This window comes from Stenotrophomonas africana (assembly GCF_013004645.1).
In the GTDB taxonomy this organism is placed as follows: domain Bacteria; phylum Pseudomonadota; class Gammaproteobacteria; order Xanthomonadales; family Xanthomonadaceae; genus Stenotrophomonas; species Stenotrophomonas africana.
Map to the genome: position 1 here is coordinate 270,401 of NZ_JABEME010000003.1, position 15,554 is coordinate 285,954.

Annotated in this window: 19 protein-coding genes; 9 read left to right on the plus strand and 10 right to left on the minus strand. The window is 67.8% G+C overall.

Annotated features, from left to right (window positions below; genetic code table 11):
- Positions 1-232 precede the first annotated feature (232 nt).
- The gene (gene fdhD, locus HLA98_RS07700) at positions 233-1,072 is read left to right on the plus strand and encodes a formate dehydrogenase accessory sulfurtransferase FdhD (RefSeq protein WP_057501528.1); all 840 of its coding nucleotides are present in this window, start codon (positions 233-235) and stop codon (positions 1,070-1,072) included.
- Positions 1,073-1,215: 143 nt separating this feature from the next.
- Here fdhD and HLA98_RS07705 read toward each other — a convergent pair whose 3' ends face one another.
- Positions 1,216-1,752, minus strand: a complete 537-nt coding sequence (locus tag HLA98_RS07705; protein ID WP_049396107.1) for a carboxymuconolactone decarboxylase family protein — start codon at positions 1,750-1,752, stop codon at positions 1,216-1,218.
- A 106-nt stretch (positions 1,753-1,858) separates the two neighbouring features.
- Between HLA98_RS07705 and HLA98_RS07710 the strand changes: the two genes are divergently transcribed.
- Complete coding sequence (locus HLA98_RS07710; protein WP_057501527.1) at positions 1,859-2,740, plus strand: AraC family transcriptional regulator; 882 nt, start codon at positions 1,859-1,861, stop codon at positions 2,738-2,740.
- Between the two features lie 93 nt (positions 2,741-2,833).
- On the opposite strand, the gene HLA98_RS07715 is transcribed toward HLA98_RS07710, so the two are convergent.
- The 8 genes from HLA98_RS07715 to HLA98_RS07750 all read right to left on the minus strand — a co-directional run bounded on the left by HLA98_RS07715 (position 2,834) and on the right by HLA98_RS07750 (position 9,513).
- Positions 2,834-3,394 carry a TetR/AcrR family transcriptional regulator gene (locus HLA98_RS07715; protein WP_057501526.1) on the minus strand — a complete coding sequence of 187 codons (561 nt, stop codon included), beginning with the start codon at positions 3,392-3,394 and terminating at the stop codon, positions 2,834-2,836.
- 4 nt (positions 3,395-3,398) lie between these two features.
- Positions 3,399-4,931 (minus strand): MFS transporter, encoded by a 1,533-nt coding sequence (locus tag HLA98_RS07720; protein ID WP_057501525.1) that lies wholly within the window; start codon positions 4,929-4,931, stop codon positions 3,399-3,401.
- A 182-nt stretch (positions 4,932-5,113) separates the two neighbouring features.
- A complete protein-coding gene (locus tag HLA98_RS07725; protein ID WP_057501524.1) occupies positions 5,114-5,860 on the minus strand; it encodes a hypothetical protein in 747 nt (248 codons plus the stop codon).
- Positions 5,860-6,480 carry a DUF3299 domain-containing protein gene (locus HLA98_RS07730; protein WP_057501523.1) on the minus strand — a complete coding sequence of 207 codons (621 nt, stop codon included), beginning with the start codon at positions 6,478-6,480 and terminating at the stop codon, positions 5,860-5,862. Before HLA98_RS07730 ends, HLA98_RS07725 begins: the two co-directional genes overlap by 1 nt.
- Positions 6,470-7,039, minus strand: coding sequence for a DUF3299 domain-containing protein (locus tag HLA98_RS07735; RefSeq protein ID WP_057501522.1), 570 nt, complete (start codon positions 7,037-7,039; stop codon positions 6,470-6,472). The genes HLA98_RS07730 and HLA98_RS07735 overlap by 11 nt, the downstream gene beginning before the upstream one ends.
- A gap of 2 nt (positions 7,040-7,041) precedes the next feature.
- Positions 7,042-8,295 carry an ABC transporter permease gene (locus HLA98_RS07740; RefSeq protein ID WP_057501521.1) on the minus strand — a complete coding sequence of 418 codons (1,254 nt, stop codon included), beginning with the start codon at positions 8,293-8,295 and terminating at the stop codon, positions 7,042-7,044.
- Positions 8,288-8,983 carry an ATP-binding cassette domain-containing protein gene (locus HLA98_RS07745; protein WP_057501520.1) on the minus strand — a complete coding sequence of 232 codons (696 nt, stop codon included), beginning with the start codon at positions 8,981-8,983 and terminating at the stop codon, positions 8,288-8,290. The genes HLA98_RS07740 and HLA98_RS07745 overlap by 8 nt, the downstream gene beginning before the upstream one ends.
- A complete protein-coding gene (locus HLA98_RS07750) occupies positions 8,980-9,513 on the minus strand; it encodes a ZrgA family zinc uptake protein (RefSeq protein WP_057501519.1) in 534 nt (177 codons plus the stop codon). Before HLA98_RS07750 ends, HLA98_RS07745 begins: the two co-directional genes overlap by 4 nt.
- Positions 9,514-9,545: 32 nt before the next feature.
- On the opposite strand from HLA98_RS07750, the gene HLA98_RS07755 reads away from it, so the two are divergent.
- Positions 9,546-10,019 carry a MerC domain-containing protein gene (locus HLA98_RS07755; RefSeq protein WP_057501518.1) on the plus strand — a complete coding sequence of 158 codons (474 nt, stop codon included), beginning with the start codon at positions 9,546-9,548 and terminating at the stop codon, positions 10,017-10,019.
- Positions 10,020-10,083: 64 nt separating this feature from the next.
- Here the strand turns inward: HLA98_RS07755 and HLA98_RS07760 are convergent, their stop codons facing one another.
- Positions 10,084-10,986 carry a LysR family transcriptional regulator gene (locus HLA98_RS07760; protein ID WP_057501517.1) on the minus strand — a complete coding sequence of 301 codons (903 nt, stop codon included), beginning with the start codon at positions 10,984-10,986 and terminating at the stop codon, positions 10,084-10,086.
- 118 nt (positions 10,987-11,104) lie between these two features.
- Between HLA98_RS07760 and dkgB the strand changes: the two genes are divergently transcribed.
- From dkgB to copD, 6 genes are all read left to right on the plus strand, one after another.
- Positions 11,105-11,908 carry a 2,5-didehydrogluconate reductase DkgB gene (gene dkgB, locus HLA98_RS07765; protein ID WP_057501516.1) on the plus strand — a complete coding sequence of 268 codons (804 nt, stop codon included), beginning with the start codon at positions 11,105-11,107 and terminating at the stop codon, positions 11,906-11,908.
- An 11-nt stretch (positions 11,909-11,919) separates the two neighbouring features.
- Entirely contained in the window at positions 11,920-12,867 is a 948-nt protein-coding gene (locus HLA98_RS07770; protein ID WP_057501515.1) for a TIGR03571 family LLM class oxidoreductase, read from the plus strand.
- 19 nt (positions 12,868-12,886) lie between these two features.
- Positions 12,887-13,825 carry a cyclase family protein gene (locus tag HLA98_RS07775; RefSeq protein WP_080392928.1) on the plus strand — a complete coding sequence of 313 codons (939 nt, stop codon included), beginning with the start codon at positions 12,887-12,889 and terminating at the stop codon, positions 13,823-13,825.
- Entirely contained in the window at positions 13,822-14,145 is a 324-nt protein-coding gene (locus HLA98_RS07780) for a MoaF-related domain-containing protein (protein WP_049448058.1), read from the plus strand. The genes HLA98_RS07775 and HLA98_RS07780 overlap by 4 nt, the downstream gene beginning before the upstream one ends.
- 127 nt (positions 14,146-14,272) lie before the next feature.
- Positions 14,273-14,650, plus strand: a complete 378-nt coding sequence (gene copC / locus HLA98_RS07785) for a copper homeostasis periplasmic binding protein CopC (RefSeq protein ID WP_057501514.1) — start codon at positions 14,273-14,275, stop codon at positions 14,648-14,650.
- 10 nt (positions 14,651-14,660) lie between these two features.
- On the plus strand, positions 14,661-15,545 hold the full coding sequence (gene copD, locus HLA98_RS07790; protein ID WP_057501513.1) for a copper homeostasis membrane protein CopD: 885 nt from the start codon (positions 14,661-14,663) through the stop codon (positions 15,543-15,545).
- Positions 15,546-15,554: the final 9 nt, after the last annotated feature.

The following is a 15,554-nucleotide window of genomic DNA, read 5'->3' on the forward strand; positions in this document are numbered from 1 at the left end:
TACGGGAGGAACGCGGCAACAATGGGCACATCGCAGTCCGGCGGCGCCTTCAATCGCACGGCCAGCCCCACAGTCAAACACGGCCCGCACGGCTTCGCCAGTGGCTGCACCCTGTTTTCAGCGCAGCCTGCCATGACAACGGTTACACCTGCGTCAGCGCATGGCCACTGCGCTATTCTCGATGCCGTGGGTGGTCCACCACCTGCGTATCTCCCTAGCCCGGACGCGCTGCATGCCTGATTCGCCCCCACCGCACACCCCGCCTGCCGGCACGGCCCAGCGTCCGTTGCAGCACTGGCGCGGCGGCACGCAACAGCAGCAGGTCGACGTGGTGGCCGAAGAAGTGCCGGTGGCGCTGCGCTACAACGATGCTGCCTTTGCAGTGATGATGGCCACGCCGTGCGACCTGGAGGACTTCGCGCTCGGCTTTTCGCTCAGCGAAGGCCTGATCAACGCGCCCGCGCAGCTGCTGTCGATCGATGTCCACCCGCAGCTGGAAGGCATCGAGCTTCAGATGACGGTGGCCCAGGATGCGCCCGGCGCAAACCTGGACCCGGCCAATGGACGCCTGCTGCCCGGCCGTGGCGGCTGTGGCCTGTGTGGCACGCGCCAGCTGGAAGAGGTGCTGCGCCCACTGCCACAGATCCGCGAGCGCCGCAGCTATTCCGCTGCTGCCCTGCAACGGGCGTTGGCCACCTTGGCGCAGCACCAGCCGATGAATGCGGTAAGCGGCTCCACCCACGCCGCGGCCTGGGCCGATGCCAGCGGGCGGATCGGCTGGGTGCGCGAGGACGTCGGTCGCCACAATGCGCTGGACAAGCTGATCGGCGCGCTGCACCACAACGAACACGCCATTGAAGGCGGCCTGCTGGTGATTTCCAGCCGGGCCAGCTACGAAATGGTCAGCAAGGCGGTGCGCGCCAGTGCCAGCGTGCTGGCCGCAGTCTCGGCACCGACCGCGCTGGCGATCGACCTGGCCCGCGGTGCAGGCCTGTGCCTGGTCGGGTTCGCACGGGAGAGCGGGTTCAATGTGTATACCCATCCCGAGCGGCTGCAGGCGGACGACAAGTAGAGTCGACTGTCAGTCGACTGCTCTTCGTTCAGCCCCCGAAAACCCCACGCTGCGCGCGATGGACGACTGACAGTCGAGTCTACCCGGTCGGCTCCATTCAGACCGGCCCGGGCGGCCCGCTGCCACCCGGGCCGAACCGCATCTCAGCGCAGCGCGACCTTCGGGAAGTCCACCGGTACGTCGAACGCTACGTTGACGTAGTTGGTGAACAGGTTGAGCGCCACGTGGGCGAGGATCTCAACGATCTGCTCGTCATCGAAGCCAGCCGCACGCAGCGCCTGCACATCACCGTCGGCGATCTGCGCACGCTGCTCGACCACCTTCAGCGCGAAGTCCAATGCCGCCGAGGTGGCCGGATCGCTGGACTGGCCGATCTGCGCGGCGGCCATCTGCTCGCTGCTGGCACCGGCCTTGCGGCCCAGCGCGGTGTGGGCGGCCAGGCAGTATTCGCAGGCGTTGCGGTTGGCGATGGCGACGGCGATCTGCTCACCCAGCAGCGGCGACAGGCGACCGCCGCCCAGCGCGCCGAACGAACCCCACATGCTCTGCAGGGCGGCTGGCGAGTTGGCCACGGCGCGGAACATGGCCGGGGTGGCGCCGAAGGCAGCGTGGACCTGACCCAGCAGGGCCTGGCGGTCGGCGGTGGTGTTGGCGGCATCGATCAGGGGGACACGGGACATGGTGGATCTCCTTGGGAAAGCGCCCGGGATTGGACGACCCGCTCATCGTAGGTAGACTCCGTGGACGCGTCAGGCATAATTCGCCACACATGTTGTCCATTCATCCATGAGCCTACCCACCGACACTTCCGCACCCGACCGTCTCTCCTCTCTGTTGGAACGCTTCCGGGTGCAGGCCGCGCTGTTTCACAGCGGCCCGCTGTGCGGCCACCATGTCTTCGAGCCGCAGCCCGGTCGTGCCTTCCTGCACATCCTGCGCCAGGGTGAAATGGAGGTCCGTCATCCCGACGGCGATATCGCGCTGCCCCGGTTGAAGATCGACACACCCAGCCTGCTGCTGTATCCGCAGCCGGTGCACCATGTGTTCTTCAATGCACCGCTGGATGGTCCGGATTTCACCTGCGCCACGCTGGATTTCGATGGCGGCGCGCGCAATCCGATCGTGCAGTCGCTGCCACCGGTGATGGTGGTGCCGCTGGCCGCAATCGGCGAACTGGATGACACCCTGCACCTGCTGTTCGCCGAGGCCGATCGCCAGCGCTGCGGGTCACGGCTGCTGACCAACCGCCTGTTCGAGGTGGCGCTGATCCAGATCCTGCGCTGGGTGGTCGATCACCCGGATGCAGCGGGCGTCAGTCATGGGCTCATGCGGGGCCTGTCCGATGCGCGGCTGGCCCGCACGCTGGTGGCGATGCACCAGGCGCCGCAGGACGAATGGACGCTGCCGCGCATGGCCGCGACTGCCGGCATGTCGCGGAGCGCGTTCGCGGCCGTGTTCAAGGACGTGATGCAGGCAACGCCAGCCAGCTACCTGCTGGACTGGCGGCTGAGCCTGGCCTGCGCGCAGCTGCGGGCCGGCGTGGCGGTCAAGCAGGTGGCGATCGAGATGGGGTTCGCCGATACCGCCTCGCTGTCGAAGGCGTTCCGCAAGCGGCTGGGGGCATCGCCGCGGGCGTGGTTGGCCGCGAGCGCAGCGCAGGTTGGGTGAACGGGTAAGGAGTGGAGTCGGCTGTCAGTCGACTATCGCGCGAAGCGCGGGGTTTCGTTGTCTGAGCGAAGAGCAGTCGACTAACAGTCGACTCTACAAGTGCGGTGACCCATCAGACTTCGCCAGCAGCCCGGCGATGCGCTCGGCTACCAGGGCACGTACGCCGTCGTCCAGCTGGCCTTCGTACATTGCCTCGTAGATCCACAGGCCATCGGCGGCCAGCCGCGCCACGAAATTGTCGAGCGCGGCGCTGTCTTCCGCTGCACCTGCCTCCGGCGGCAGCGGTGCCCAGCGACGTACCGCCGGCCCCCAGGGACGCTCGGCGTCCGGGTCGGCCGATTCGAGCATGAACATCAGTTCGGCACGGGTGGCACTCTGTGCCGATACGCGCACGAAGGTCTGGTAGCGCTCCAGTGCCGTCGCTTCATCCGCGCGCTTGCCGAGCAGCGTTTCCATCGACGTTTCCCAGGCCTGCACCAGGTGCTCGTCGATGCCGCGCAGCAGCGCCTCGCGCGAAGGGAAGTGGTACAGCAGGCCACCGCGGGTCAGCTGGGCCTCGGCCGCCACCGACTCGAAGGTCACCGCACGCACGCCGTCACGATTGATCACGTTGACGGCGGCGTCGAGGATGCGGTCGCGCTTGCTGGTTCTCATTGCCTCATTTTACGCGATCGGCCGCGCCCTCGCGGCTGCCAACGCGGCCCCGCAACAGGCGCGCCAGGATCGTCGCGCCCATCGCCAGCACCGCCGTGATCACCAGCAGCACGATCTGGTAGCCACGGTCATACGCGGCCGCAGCCAGTGCGAACCACTCGCCCTGCCCGCTCTCGCGCGCGGCATGCAGCGCCTGGGTGAAACCCTCACGGGCAAGCGCGGGCATATCTGCCGAGACCGGCAGGAACGCGCTGTACATCGCGGCGCTCAGGCTGCCCAGCATCGCCACCGCCAGCAGGCCGCCGAACTCGTAGGACACTTCTTCCACCGAAGACGCCATGCCCGCACGGTGCGCCGGCACGTTATTGAGGATGGCAGTGGACGCCACCGAGATGGCCGAACCCATGCCGAAGCCGGTGATGGCCATGCCAGCCACCACCCAACCGAGGCCATGCGGAAAACCGAACGCCACCGCGCCGACGCCCAGCGCACCTGCCGCCAGGCCGCCGCAGATCAGCGGGCGCAGGCCCACCCGGTGCAGGATGCTGCCACCCAGCAGCGCACTGGGCAGGCTGCCCAGCGCCGCCACTGATACCAGCAGGCCCGCCTGCAGCGGCGTGAAACCCGCCACCAGCTGGAAGCGCTGCGTGGTGACCAGTTGCAGGCCGGCCATCGCGAACAGGGTGAACACCGCCGACAGCGTGCCGGCCAGGAACGCCGGGTTGCGGAAGATCGCAAAATCCAGCAGCGGGTACGGCAGCTGCTGCTGGCGGCGTGCGAACGCCGCACCGCTGACGACGGCCAGCAGCAGCGCGCCCGCGCCCAGCGCATACGACGGCGGCGTAGCGATCAACGACTTGATCGCCAGCACCAGGCCGGATAGTGCAGCCAATGCCAGCACCGAGGACACAAAGTCCCATGGCCGCGAGGTGTCGCGCTGTCCTTCCGGCGCCAGCAGCAGCGTGGCCACGAACGCGACCACCACCACCGGCACGTTGATCAGGAACACCGAGCCCCACCAGAAGTGCTGCAGCAGCCAGCCGCCAATGATCGGGCCGAGCGCCGCACCGACGATGGCCACCGAACCCCAGATCGCGATGGCGATGTTGCGTTCGCGCTCTTCGTGGAAGCTCAGGCCGATCAGCGCCAACGTGGCCGGCATCATCGCGGCCGCGCCGACCGCGAGGAAGGCTCGTGCGGCAATCAGCTGCGCTGCGGTGTCGGCGAACGCCGCTGCCAGCGAGGCGACGCCGAACACCACCAGGCCGATCAGGAACATGCGGCGATGGCCGATGCGGTCGCCCAGCGTGCCCGCACCCAGCAGCAGGCCGGCCATCACCAGCGGATAGGCGTTGATGATCCACAGCGCCTGTCCGGCACTGGCCGAGAGTTCTTCGGTAAGGGTGGGCAGCGCGGTGTAGAGCACGGAGTTGTCGAGCGTGACCAGCAGCAGGCCAGCGGCGACGGTGAACAACAGCGCCCAGCGACGGGCACGCGACAGGGCCGGAGCACCGGCCAAGGGCTGGGACAAAGCCATGGGAGAACCTGATGGGGGTAGAGTACGGCCATAACTATACAGGATATCCTGTATAGTTATGGCGTTCTGGATCAGCCGATTCAGCTTTTGTAGAGGCGAGCTTGCTCGACTGAACGGTCAGCCAGGCATGGCCTGGCTCTACTGAAACGGGACTGGCATGGCCTGGCGCTACTGGCGCACCTCTACCGGCAGTCTTCCGGCAGCGCGGCGATCGCCGATACCACCGCCGCCTGCATGCCTTGCCCGACGGCCGTGTCCAGCTCCCCACCTGTACTCCCATGCTGGCGCCGCAATTCGTCCTCGCACAGCCCGCGCACGCGCGCCCGCGCATTCGCGCGCAGGCTGCTGCACCGCCAGTCGGTGCCACCCAGCGGCAGCACCGAATACACCACGCTGTTGCAGGCGTTGCCGGCGCGCTGCTGCAGCGACAGCCCACCGAAATCCCGCGGTTCACTGCTGCGTTGCGGGTCGAAGTAGCTGTCCGGGAACGTCCGCGCGTACTGTTCGATGTCCACGGCCATGCTGCGCCCACCGGCCAGCGGCATCTTCAGCGGCTGCCCGCACTGCGTCGCATCGGCGCGGTGCTGGATGTACTGGTAGATCGGCCGGTCCAGCGATGGGTCCTGCTGGGTCACCGCGCTGACCGCGGCCAGCACCGGCAGCGATGCACGATTGGCCATGCGCGCCAGCAGTCCCGCCTGCGCCGGCTGGCAGCGGTCGCGCAATGTCGCCGCGAGCAGGAACAGCACGTCGTTGCGGAATGCGGGGTCATTGCCCAGACGCTGTTCGATGCGCTGGCTGGCGCCGGACGCAGGTGCCGGAAACGCGACCGCGGGCGGCGCGGTGGGTGCGCGCTGCCGCTGCCACCACACCAGCAGCACCACCGGGCCCACGAGCAGCCCGGCAGCCATGATCCATCGCCTGCGCATCAGTTGCGGATCGCCGTCAGCGTGGCTGCCGCGGCATCGTAGGACGCGCTGGCGATATCCGCGTCGAAACGCTTCACCTGCAGGCGGCCGGCAAGCCGGTGCGGATCCCACAGATCGCCCAGCGCGATCGGTGTCGCCAGGGTCACGTGGATGATCTGGTTGGGCGGCGGTGGTGGCACATGGATGCAGGCACCGTAGAACGGCACGAACAGCAGTTCATCGACCAGGCCGGCATCGTTGGTACCGAGCGGTACCACGTACCCATCCAGATCCACCGTGCGACCATCGACAGCATCGACCACGCGCGAAGAGCCGAACTGCTTGGCGCGGTCGGGGCTGGAATGGTCGATTTCCTGCCCCGGTGGCGTGCCCGAACCAGTGTCGTCAATCAGGCCACCCACGCCGTCCATGCCATTGCGTGACAGGCCGATCTGCGGCGGCGGCCGCTGGTAGGTTACTTCGTCGGGCCGCAAGGCGTCCCAACGGTCGATAGGGGCTTCGGCCCTGGCGGAGGGCACCGGCTTGTCCTGCGGCGTGACCACTACGGCGTCGCCGCCCGGCGCCGCACAGCCCGCCAACCACAGGCAGCCCAACGCCAGCAACAGGTGACTACGGTTCATAGGGCCTCAGCTGTGCGTCACGCATGGTGTAGGCCGAACCGGCCAGATCGTCATCCAACCGTTCGGCGCGCAGGGTGCCCACCAGGAAGAACGGCGAGTACATGTCCGGCATCTCGATCGGGCGTGGCAGCACAACGTGTACGATCTGGTTCGGTGGTGGTGGTGGCACGTGGATGCAGGCGCCGTAGTACGGCACGAACAGGAATTCGCTCAGCCGGCCGTCCTGCGCGTTGGCCAGCGGCACCACGTAGCCCGGCAGGCGCACCGGCCGCTGCAGTACCGTGTCCACCGTGCGGAAGGTGCCGAACTGCGGCATGCGCCGATTGCCGTTGTGTTCGACCTCCGGGCCCTCGCCCCGCTCCAGCGCGGCCAGCTCGTCCTTGGGCATCATCTGCAGCCAGTCCAGCTCCTGCTCCGCAGCGTCTGCAGGGTCATCGCGGTCAACAACCGGCGCGGGTGGCAAGGCCTGCACGCCGGTATCCACCGGCCGCTCGCAGGCGGCCAGTGCCAGCACCATCGACAGCGACAGCGACAGCGACAGCGACAGCATCCAGCGCATGCTCAGACTCCCGGCGACAGGCCATCGGCCAGCGTGCGCCGGTAGGCCAGCAATGCCGGCACCAGCCCGGCCACCGCGCTGATCGCCAGCACGCCTGCCACCCAGGCCAGCTCGCGGCCGTCCGGCCAGACATGGGTGATCGACAGACCGAAGGTGGCCAGTACCCAGCCGCGCCCGGCCATGCTGGCGACCACCAGCAGCGACAGGGCCAGTACGCAGGCCACCGCACTGGTCGCCATCGCTTCCACCACGAGCAGGCCGGCGATGTAACCCGGCCGCGCGCCGGTGGCACGCAGGATGGCCATCTCACGCCGCCGCTCCTGCAGGGTCGAGACCAGCAGCGCCACCAGCGAGACCATGCCCAGCAGCACCACCATCGCACTGATCAGCTGCAGCGCCCGCTCGGCGGTGCCCAGCGACTGCCACAGCTGCTGCAGGGTCACGCCGGGCAGGATCGCCAGCATCGCCTCGTCCGGATACTCGTTGATCCTGCGCTGTACCGAGAACGTGGCGATGCGCGAATTCAGGCCGAGCATGAAGGCGGTGATGCTGGCCGGGGTCAGGTCCAGGTGGCGCGCCTGCTCGGCGCTGACGCGCTGGCTGCGTAGCTGAACGCCCGAACGCCAGTCCACATGGATCGCCTCGATGGCCGGCAGCGAGACCAGCAGCGACGAGTCCACCGGCGTGCCGGTGCGCTGCAGGATGCCGGCAACACGGAACGGCTTGTCGGCATGCGTGGCCAGGGTGACCGCGCCGGTGCCGTGCGCCAGCACGATCTCATCGCCGAGACCTACCCTCTGTGCCTGTGCCACCTCGGCACCGATCACCACGTCATACAGGTCATCGAACGGCCGTCCGTCCGCGAACGCAAGCGCGTGCCCGGCGCCGTAGCGGTAATGCTCGAAATAGCCACCGCTGGTGCCGACCACGCGGTAGCCGCGCCAGGAATCGCCCAGCGAAAGCGGCACCGCCCACTTCACCTGTGGCAACGCGGACAGCTCCTGGTAGGACTGCCAGGACACGTTGTTGGTCGGGTCGCCGATATGGAACACCGAGTACAGCAGCAGGTTCACCGGTCCCGAACGCGCACCGACGATCAGGTCGGTGCCCGATACGGTGCTGGCGAACCCCTCGTGCGCCTGCGTGCGCACACGCTCGACGCCCAGCAGCAGCAGAACGCTGAGGGTGATGACCAGCACGGTCAGGCCGACACTCAACGCGCGGCTGCGCAGGCTGGCCCAGGCTAGCTCAAGCATGGCCGGCACCTGCCTGGTTGATCTCGGACAGTGAAATGGTGCGGTCGAACAACGGCTGCAGGCTGTGGTCATGGCTGACCACCAGCACCGTGGTGCCGGCCGCCTGGCACTGCGCGGACATCAGCTGCAGGAAGGCGGTCGCCGCATCGCGATCGAGCGCTGAGGTGGGCTCATCGGCGAGCAGCAACGCCGGGCGACCGATCAGGGCGCGTGCCGCCGCCACGCGCTGTTGCTGGCCAACACTCAGCGTACCCGCGCGCCGCTGCATCAGCGCCGGGTCCAGCTGCAGGGCCTGCAGCAGACGGGCTATCTCGGCATTCAGTGGCCCACTGATGCGCGCACTGCGCAGGCGCGAGAAGCACAGGCCCAGCGCGATGTTGTCGCGCACGGTGAGGAACGGCAGCAGATTGAACTGCTGGAAGATCACGCCCAGCTGATCGGCACGGAAACGGTCCCGCGCCGCACCTCCCATGTCCTGCAGTGCCTGGCGGGCCACCTCGACACGGCCCTTGCCGGGCAGCAGCACACCCGCCAGCAGCCCCAGCAGGGTGCTTTTACCGCCACCGCTGATTCCGCGCAGCAGCACGCTGCTGCCCTGCTCTATCAGAAGATGTGGGATATCCAGCACCAGGCGTGTTGCGTAACCGAACTGCACATTCTCCAGCGCGATCACCGGCGACGTGCTCACGGTACCAGCACCACGCGCAGATTATCGGGCGTCAGCACGCTGCGATCCTGGCCATTGGTGGTTGCGCTGTTGACGATGACTTCGTGCAGGCCCGGGAACAGCACGGGCAGGCGAATCACCAGGGCGCGAAGCGCCGCCGTATTCGCACAGCGGTATTGCAGGTTCGCACTGAAGCCGGCATGACGATGCTGCCCGGCCATGGGTGCGGCAGCCGTCGCATCGAAGCCTTCGGCCTTGGCATCACCACTGACCAGACGACAATGGGCCGCCGTGGGCAAGGTGACCCAGTTGCCGCTCTTCAGCACGGCGGTGGCACGTGCCAGCGCGGCCTGCTCGGCTGCATTGGCCGGCGGTCGCTCGTAGTCGAGGATCCCTATGCCGGGGGCCTGAAGGGCGAATTCCAGGGACTGCTGGTCAAGCGCAACATCGACGGTGGCCTGGCCGTGCACATGTGCGCCCAGCTGGCGCACGTCATGGGCCTGCGCGGCGCTGGCAGCCAGCAGCAGGAAAAGAGCAGCGGGAAGCTTCATGGGAAAGACTCCAATTGTTACTATGTAACATTATGGACCACATTCCCACGACCCCCGCAAGGGCCCTGGCCCAGCCGCCAACATCGGCACGCTGGCACCCCCGCTTCGATCTTGCCGGTGCCTGGCTGTCCCTGGCCTGCGCCGCCCACTGCATCGCCCTGCCCCTGCTGCTGGCCTTCGTGCCGGCAGCGATGATGGCGCTGCGCTCGTTCCAGCATCCCGGCCATGGCGCGATGACATTGCTGCTGATGATGTCGCGCTGGGAATGGCTGTTCGCGCTGCTGGCCTCCTCGTTGGCCTTGGCGAGTACCTCGGCCGGCGTGCACCGGCATGGGCGCTGGGGGCCTGCAAGATTGGCCTGCGTTGGCGCCATCCTGCTGCTGTCAGCCTCTCTGTATCTGCCGCTGAAGGAATCGCTGCTCTGGCATGGTGTGGCCACCGCGTGCGGCGGCGTGTTGCTGGCGGCGGCGCACATCGGCAATCGGCGGGCGTTGCGCACCCGGTAGCGCCGGGCGCTGGCCGGCAACCGCGAGGATCAGGCAGCCGGCCAGCGCCCGGCTCTACCCCTCCCTATTCGTCGAACGGACGCTGCCCCAGCGTCTGCGTCACATGGTCGACGAAACAGGTGATGCGCGCGGCCAGCGCGGTGTTGCGGTAGTAGACCGCGTTGATCGGCTGCCGCACTTCCTGCGTCTGCTTGGCGAACAGCTGTACCAGGCGGCCATCACGCCGGTCCTGGCGGGTCAGGAAGTCGGACAGGCAGGCGATGCCCAGCCCGGCCACCGCCATCTGCCGCAGCGTCTCGCCACTGGACGAAGCGATCGCCGGCTCGATCACGAAAGGCCCACCATCGGCATCCTGCAGCGGCCATTCGTTCAATGAACTGGGCTGGGTGAAGCCCAGCAGGTCGTGCTCGCGCAGCTGCTCCACCCGCGTGGGCGTGCCGTGCCGGCGCAGGTACTCGGGGCTTGCCACCACGCGGATGCGGCTATGGCCGATCGGTCGCGCATGCAGGGTGGAATCGCGCAGCACGCCGATGCGGAACGCTACGTCGGTGCGCTTCTCGATCAGGTCGGTGATGCCTTCATTGGAATTCAGCTCCAGCTCCACCTGCGGGTAGCGCTCACGGAACCCTTCAAGCAGCGGCACGATCACGTGCAGCATGAAGGGTGTGGCCGCATCCACGCGCAGGCGCCCGACCGGCTGCAGCCGCCGCGCGGCCATCTGTTCTTCGGCCTCGTCCACCGTGGCCAGGATCGTGCGCGCGTACTCCAGGAACGCCGCGCCTTCCTCGGTCAGTTCCAGTCGCCGCGTGGTCCGCCGCAGCAGCGTGGTCTGCAGCTTGTCCTCCAGCCGCGCCAGAGTGCGGCTGGTAGCCGAGATGGTCAGTTCCAGCGCCTCGGCCGCCGCCGTGATGGAACCACTGTCGACCACGGCCACAAAGGCCTTCAGCTCATCCAGAGTGGTTTTCATTTTTTACCTCAGCGCAAAAGCGTTTCCCGTATACACGGCTTAATCAACAAATGTAAAGCGCCCACACTTCGCCCTGTCCCGAGCCCACCGGCTCTCAACGAAGTCCCTGGAGTCCATCATGAGCGTTCCTTCCTTTGGCGTCGGCACCTTCCGCCTGACCGGCCAGACCGTCATCGATTCGGTGCGCAACGCCCTCGAGGTCGGCTACCGTGCGGTCGATACCGCGCAGATCTACGGCAATGAAGCCGAAGTCGGCCAGGCCATCGCCGAATCCGGCGTAGCACGCGACCAGCTGTTCCTGACTACCAAGATCTGGGTGGACAACTACGCCGCTGACAAGCTGATCCCGAGCCTGCGCGACAGCCTGGCCAAGCTGCGCACCGACTACGTGGACCTGCTGCTGATCCACTGGCCGGCGCCGGGCAATGGCGTTGAACTGCGCGAGTACATGACCGCGCTGGCCGACGCCAAGGCGCAGGGCCTGACCCGACAGATCGGTGTGTCCAACTTCAACATCGAGCTGACCCGGCAGGCCATCGAGGTGGTCGGCGCCAGCGAGATCGCCACCAATCAGATCGAACTGAGCCCCTACCTGCAGAACCCGGCACTGACTGCCTTCCTGCAGGACCAGGGCATCACCGTGACCTCCTACATGACCCTGGCCTACGGCAAGGTGCTGAAGGATCCGGTGCTGGCCGCCATCGCCGACAAGCACCAGGCCACTGTGGCCCAGGTTGCGCTGGCGTGGGCACTGCAGCGGGGTTACTCGGTCATCCCGTCCTCGACCAAGCGCGAGAACCTGGCCAGCAACCTGCTCGCCCAGGACCTGCACCTGGATGCCGATGACATGGCCGCAATCGCCGCGCTTGACCGCAACGGCCGCGAAGTCGATCCGCCGGGCCTGGCCCCGGCCTGGGACTGAGGAGCCTCGCCATGCGCAGTGCGTTGGCGCGGCTGCAGGCCGGTGGTTTCAGCATCGGCATCGAAGCACCGCTGGACAATGACTGGACGCCGCTGGGCGAACAGGCACGACGCGCCGCGCGACGCCTGCCCGGCGAACCGGACCTGCAGCGCCATGCAGAACTGGCACGGTTGGCCGACCGCCTCGGCTTCCGTGCGCTGTGGGTGCGCGACGTGCCGGTGTACGACCCGGCCTTCGGCGATGCGGCGCAGGTGTTCGAGGTATTCAGTTACCTCGGCTATCTGGCCGGCATCACCGAGGACATCCTGCTGGGCACCGGTGCGGTGGTGCTGCCGATCCGCGAGCCGCTGCTGACCCTGAAGTCGGCGCGCAGCGTGCAGCGGCTCAGCGGTGACCGCCTGCTGCTGGGCGTGGCCAGTGGCGACCGCCCGGTGGAGTACCCGCTGTTCGGCCGCGACTTCGACACCCGCGGCAGCCGCTTCCGCGAGCAGATCGCACTGCTGCGCGAAGGCGCCGCTTCGCATCTGCCGCAGGGCCTGGACGTGCTGCCCGCGGATGGCCCGGCCCTGCCGCTGTTCGTGGCCGGGCTGGCCCAGCAGCAGCCGGCGTGGGTCGGCCAGCACATGGATGGTTGCCTGGCTTACCCGGGCACGCCACAGGACCATGCGCAACGCGTGGCGGCCTGGCGCGCCGTGGCCGGCAACAAGCCCTATGCCAGCTTCATCCACCTGGACCTGGTGGCCGATGCCGATGCCCCCCTGCAGCGCTGGCGCTTCGGCCTGCGCGGCGGCCGCAACGCCCTGCTGTCCGAACTGCACGCCCTGCAGGCGGCCGGTGTCGACCACATCGGCCTGCAGTTCCGCCGCAACGAACGGCCGCTGGCCGAAACCTTCCACGAAATCGCCGAGTACGTGCTGCCTCACGTCCCGGCCGATGCCGGCGCCGCCGCGACGGCCTGACAGTTACCGGAGCTTTGCCATGAAGATGAAGACCCTGGCCGCGCTTGCGCTGGCCACCCTGCCGCTGTCCTTCCAGGCTACTGCCGAGGACTGGTACCCCTCTGCCTACGGCGCCAACGACGAGATCGGCGCGGCCAACCTGCTGACCGCGGACGTGGTCAAGCACGCGGTATCGCTGGTCAGGACCGGCAAGACCTATCCGCTGGCGGTGCCGGTGGACAAGAACCTGCCCGCGTTCCGCCACCGCAGCTTCCGCCTGTACAACGTGCAGGTCGGCCAGCAGGCCGGCAAGTCGCTGGGCCCCAACAAGTTCACCTTCAACGATGAACTGGTGAACGCCTGGACCGGCGTTGGCACCCAGCTCAACGGCATCAGCCATATCGGCATCGACAACGTCTACTACAACGGCAACAAGGCCGCCGACTTCGTCACCGTGGACGGCGTACGCAAGCTCGGCGTCGAGAAGGTGCCGCCAATGGTCACCCGCGGCGTCGTGCTGGACATGACCGCGTACTACGGCAAGGCGATCGTGCCCGGCGGCACCGAGTTCACCGTGGCCGACATCCAGGCCGTGCTGAAGAAGCAGGGCCTGAGCCTGCGCAAGGGCGACGTGGTGCTGTTCAACACCGGCTGGCTGGAACTGATCGGAAAGGACGACAAACAGTTCCTGGAAGTGGAACCGGGTATCGGCATGGACGCCGCGAAGTGGCTGGCCGACCAGGGCATCGTCGCCTTCGGTGGCGACACCTGGGCCTCGGAGGTCTACCCGAACCCGAACGGTGCCGAAGAGTTCCCGATCAACCAGTACATGCTGGCCAAGCGCGGCATCTACAACCTGGAGCTGATCGACAGCCGCGCGCTGGTGCGCGACAAGGCCTGGGAATTCCTGTTCGTACTTGGCCAGCCGCTGTACGTCGGCTCGACCCAGGTCAATATCAACCCGGTGGCGATCCGATGAACACCGCCGCTGATCTTCCCGTGTTCGCCGGCCGCCGCTTCCGCGTCAGCTATGACGGGCTGGCCGCCGACAATGTCTACAGCGCCGATGGCCGCCACGTGCAGTACGCCATCGTCTCCGGCGCCTATGCCGGTGCGCAGGGCGAAGCTGCCTGTGAGTGGCAGCGGATCAGCGAAGGGGTCTATGCCATTTCGTGGCAGGAAGCCGATGGCGCTACGGTCGTGCATGTCGACGATTTCGTGGGTGGGCGTTCGCTGGCCTGGTTCACCGCCACCGATGGCAGTTTCCATCGCATGCAAGGGCCGCTGGCAGCGCTGTGATGCCGGCCAGCGGCCGGCACTACCTTGTTGGTGGGCCGAACATTACAGATCGGTAATGTGCGGGTCAGGGCAGCGAAAGGCGCTGCCCTCCACCCTGTGGGCCACGTCTTCCACAGGTGTCCCGCGCATGACCCGCCCCCTGCTCCGCTCCACCACCCTTGTTCTTCTCCTGTCCGGCCTCGCGGCTGCGCCGCTGGCGCTGGCCCATCCCAGCCTGGTGCGCTCGACGCCGGCCGCCGACGCCACCATTGCCCCGGCGAGCGAGATCGCGCTGCAGTTCAGCGAGAAGGTGATGCCGCGTGCCACCCGCATCGAGCTGAGCATGGACCATGGCCGCATGAAGATGGCCATGCCCACCACCGCGCAGGAGCTCTCCGAAGATGGCCACACCCTGCGTGCGCGCTTCGCCACGCCGCTGCCGGCAGGCAGCTACGCACTGCAGTGGCGCGCGGTCGGCCAGGACAGCCACCCGATCACTGGCACGTACCGTTTCACCGTGAAGTAAGACTGCCGTCGTGGCCGAGCTCTCGCCGTATGCGCTGCGGCTGGCGCTGTACCTGGTGCTGATGCTGCTGTTCGGGCGGCTGCTGTTCGTCCGTCCGAGGCTGCCGCGTGGCGTCTCGCTGGGGCTCGCCCTGATCGCGTTGGCCTTGGTGGTCACCGATGCCATCACCCGGTTGTCCGGTGTCCTCGGCATCGCGCCGGCCGACATCGACCCTGCAACGGCGCACTGGTTCCTCACCGGTACGCCGGTGGGTAAAGCCGGCCTGCTGCGTACCGTGGCGGTGCTGGCGATGCTGCCCCTGCTGGCATTCGCCACGCCGCTGCAGAGCCTGCGCCGCGTGGCCCTGCTCGCATTGTCTGCCACGGCGTTGGCCAGCCTGTCCTGGAACGGCCATGCCGCTGCGGGGGATGGGTTCGGTGGCACGCTGCGGCTGCTGGCCGGCATCGTGCACCTGCTGGCCGCCGGCGCCTGGGTCGGTGCGATCGCCGCCATTCTGCAGCTGGCGCTGCGTCCACAAGGCCTGCACCTGCGCGAACGCACCCATGCACTGTGGCAGGCCGCCCACAGCTTCGCCCTGCCCGGCACGGTCATCGTCGCCACCCTGGCGATGACCGGCACCTATACCTATGTCGATCTCGGAGGGTCCGTGCAGACCCTGACCGGTACCGCACACGGGCGCTGGCTGCTGCTCAAGCTGGCCCTGGTGGGCGGCATGCTGGGGCTCGCAGCGTTGCATCGCTGGCGATTGGTACCGGCCTTGGCCACCTCCATCCGCGAAGGCTGGCAACCGCGGCCACTACGCTCCCTGCGCCACAGCCTGGCCTGCGAGTCGGCCTTGGCGCTGCTGGTGCTGGCCTGCGTGGCGGTGCTTGGTACGCTGGACCCGTTGGCGTGAGCCTGCGCA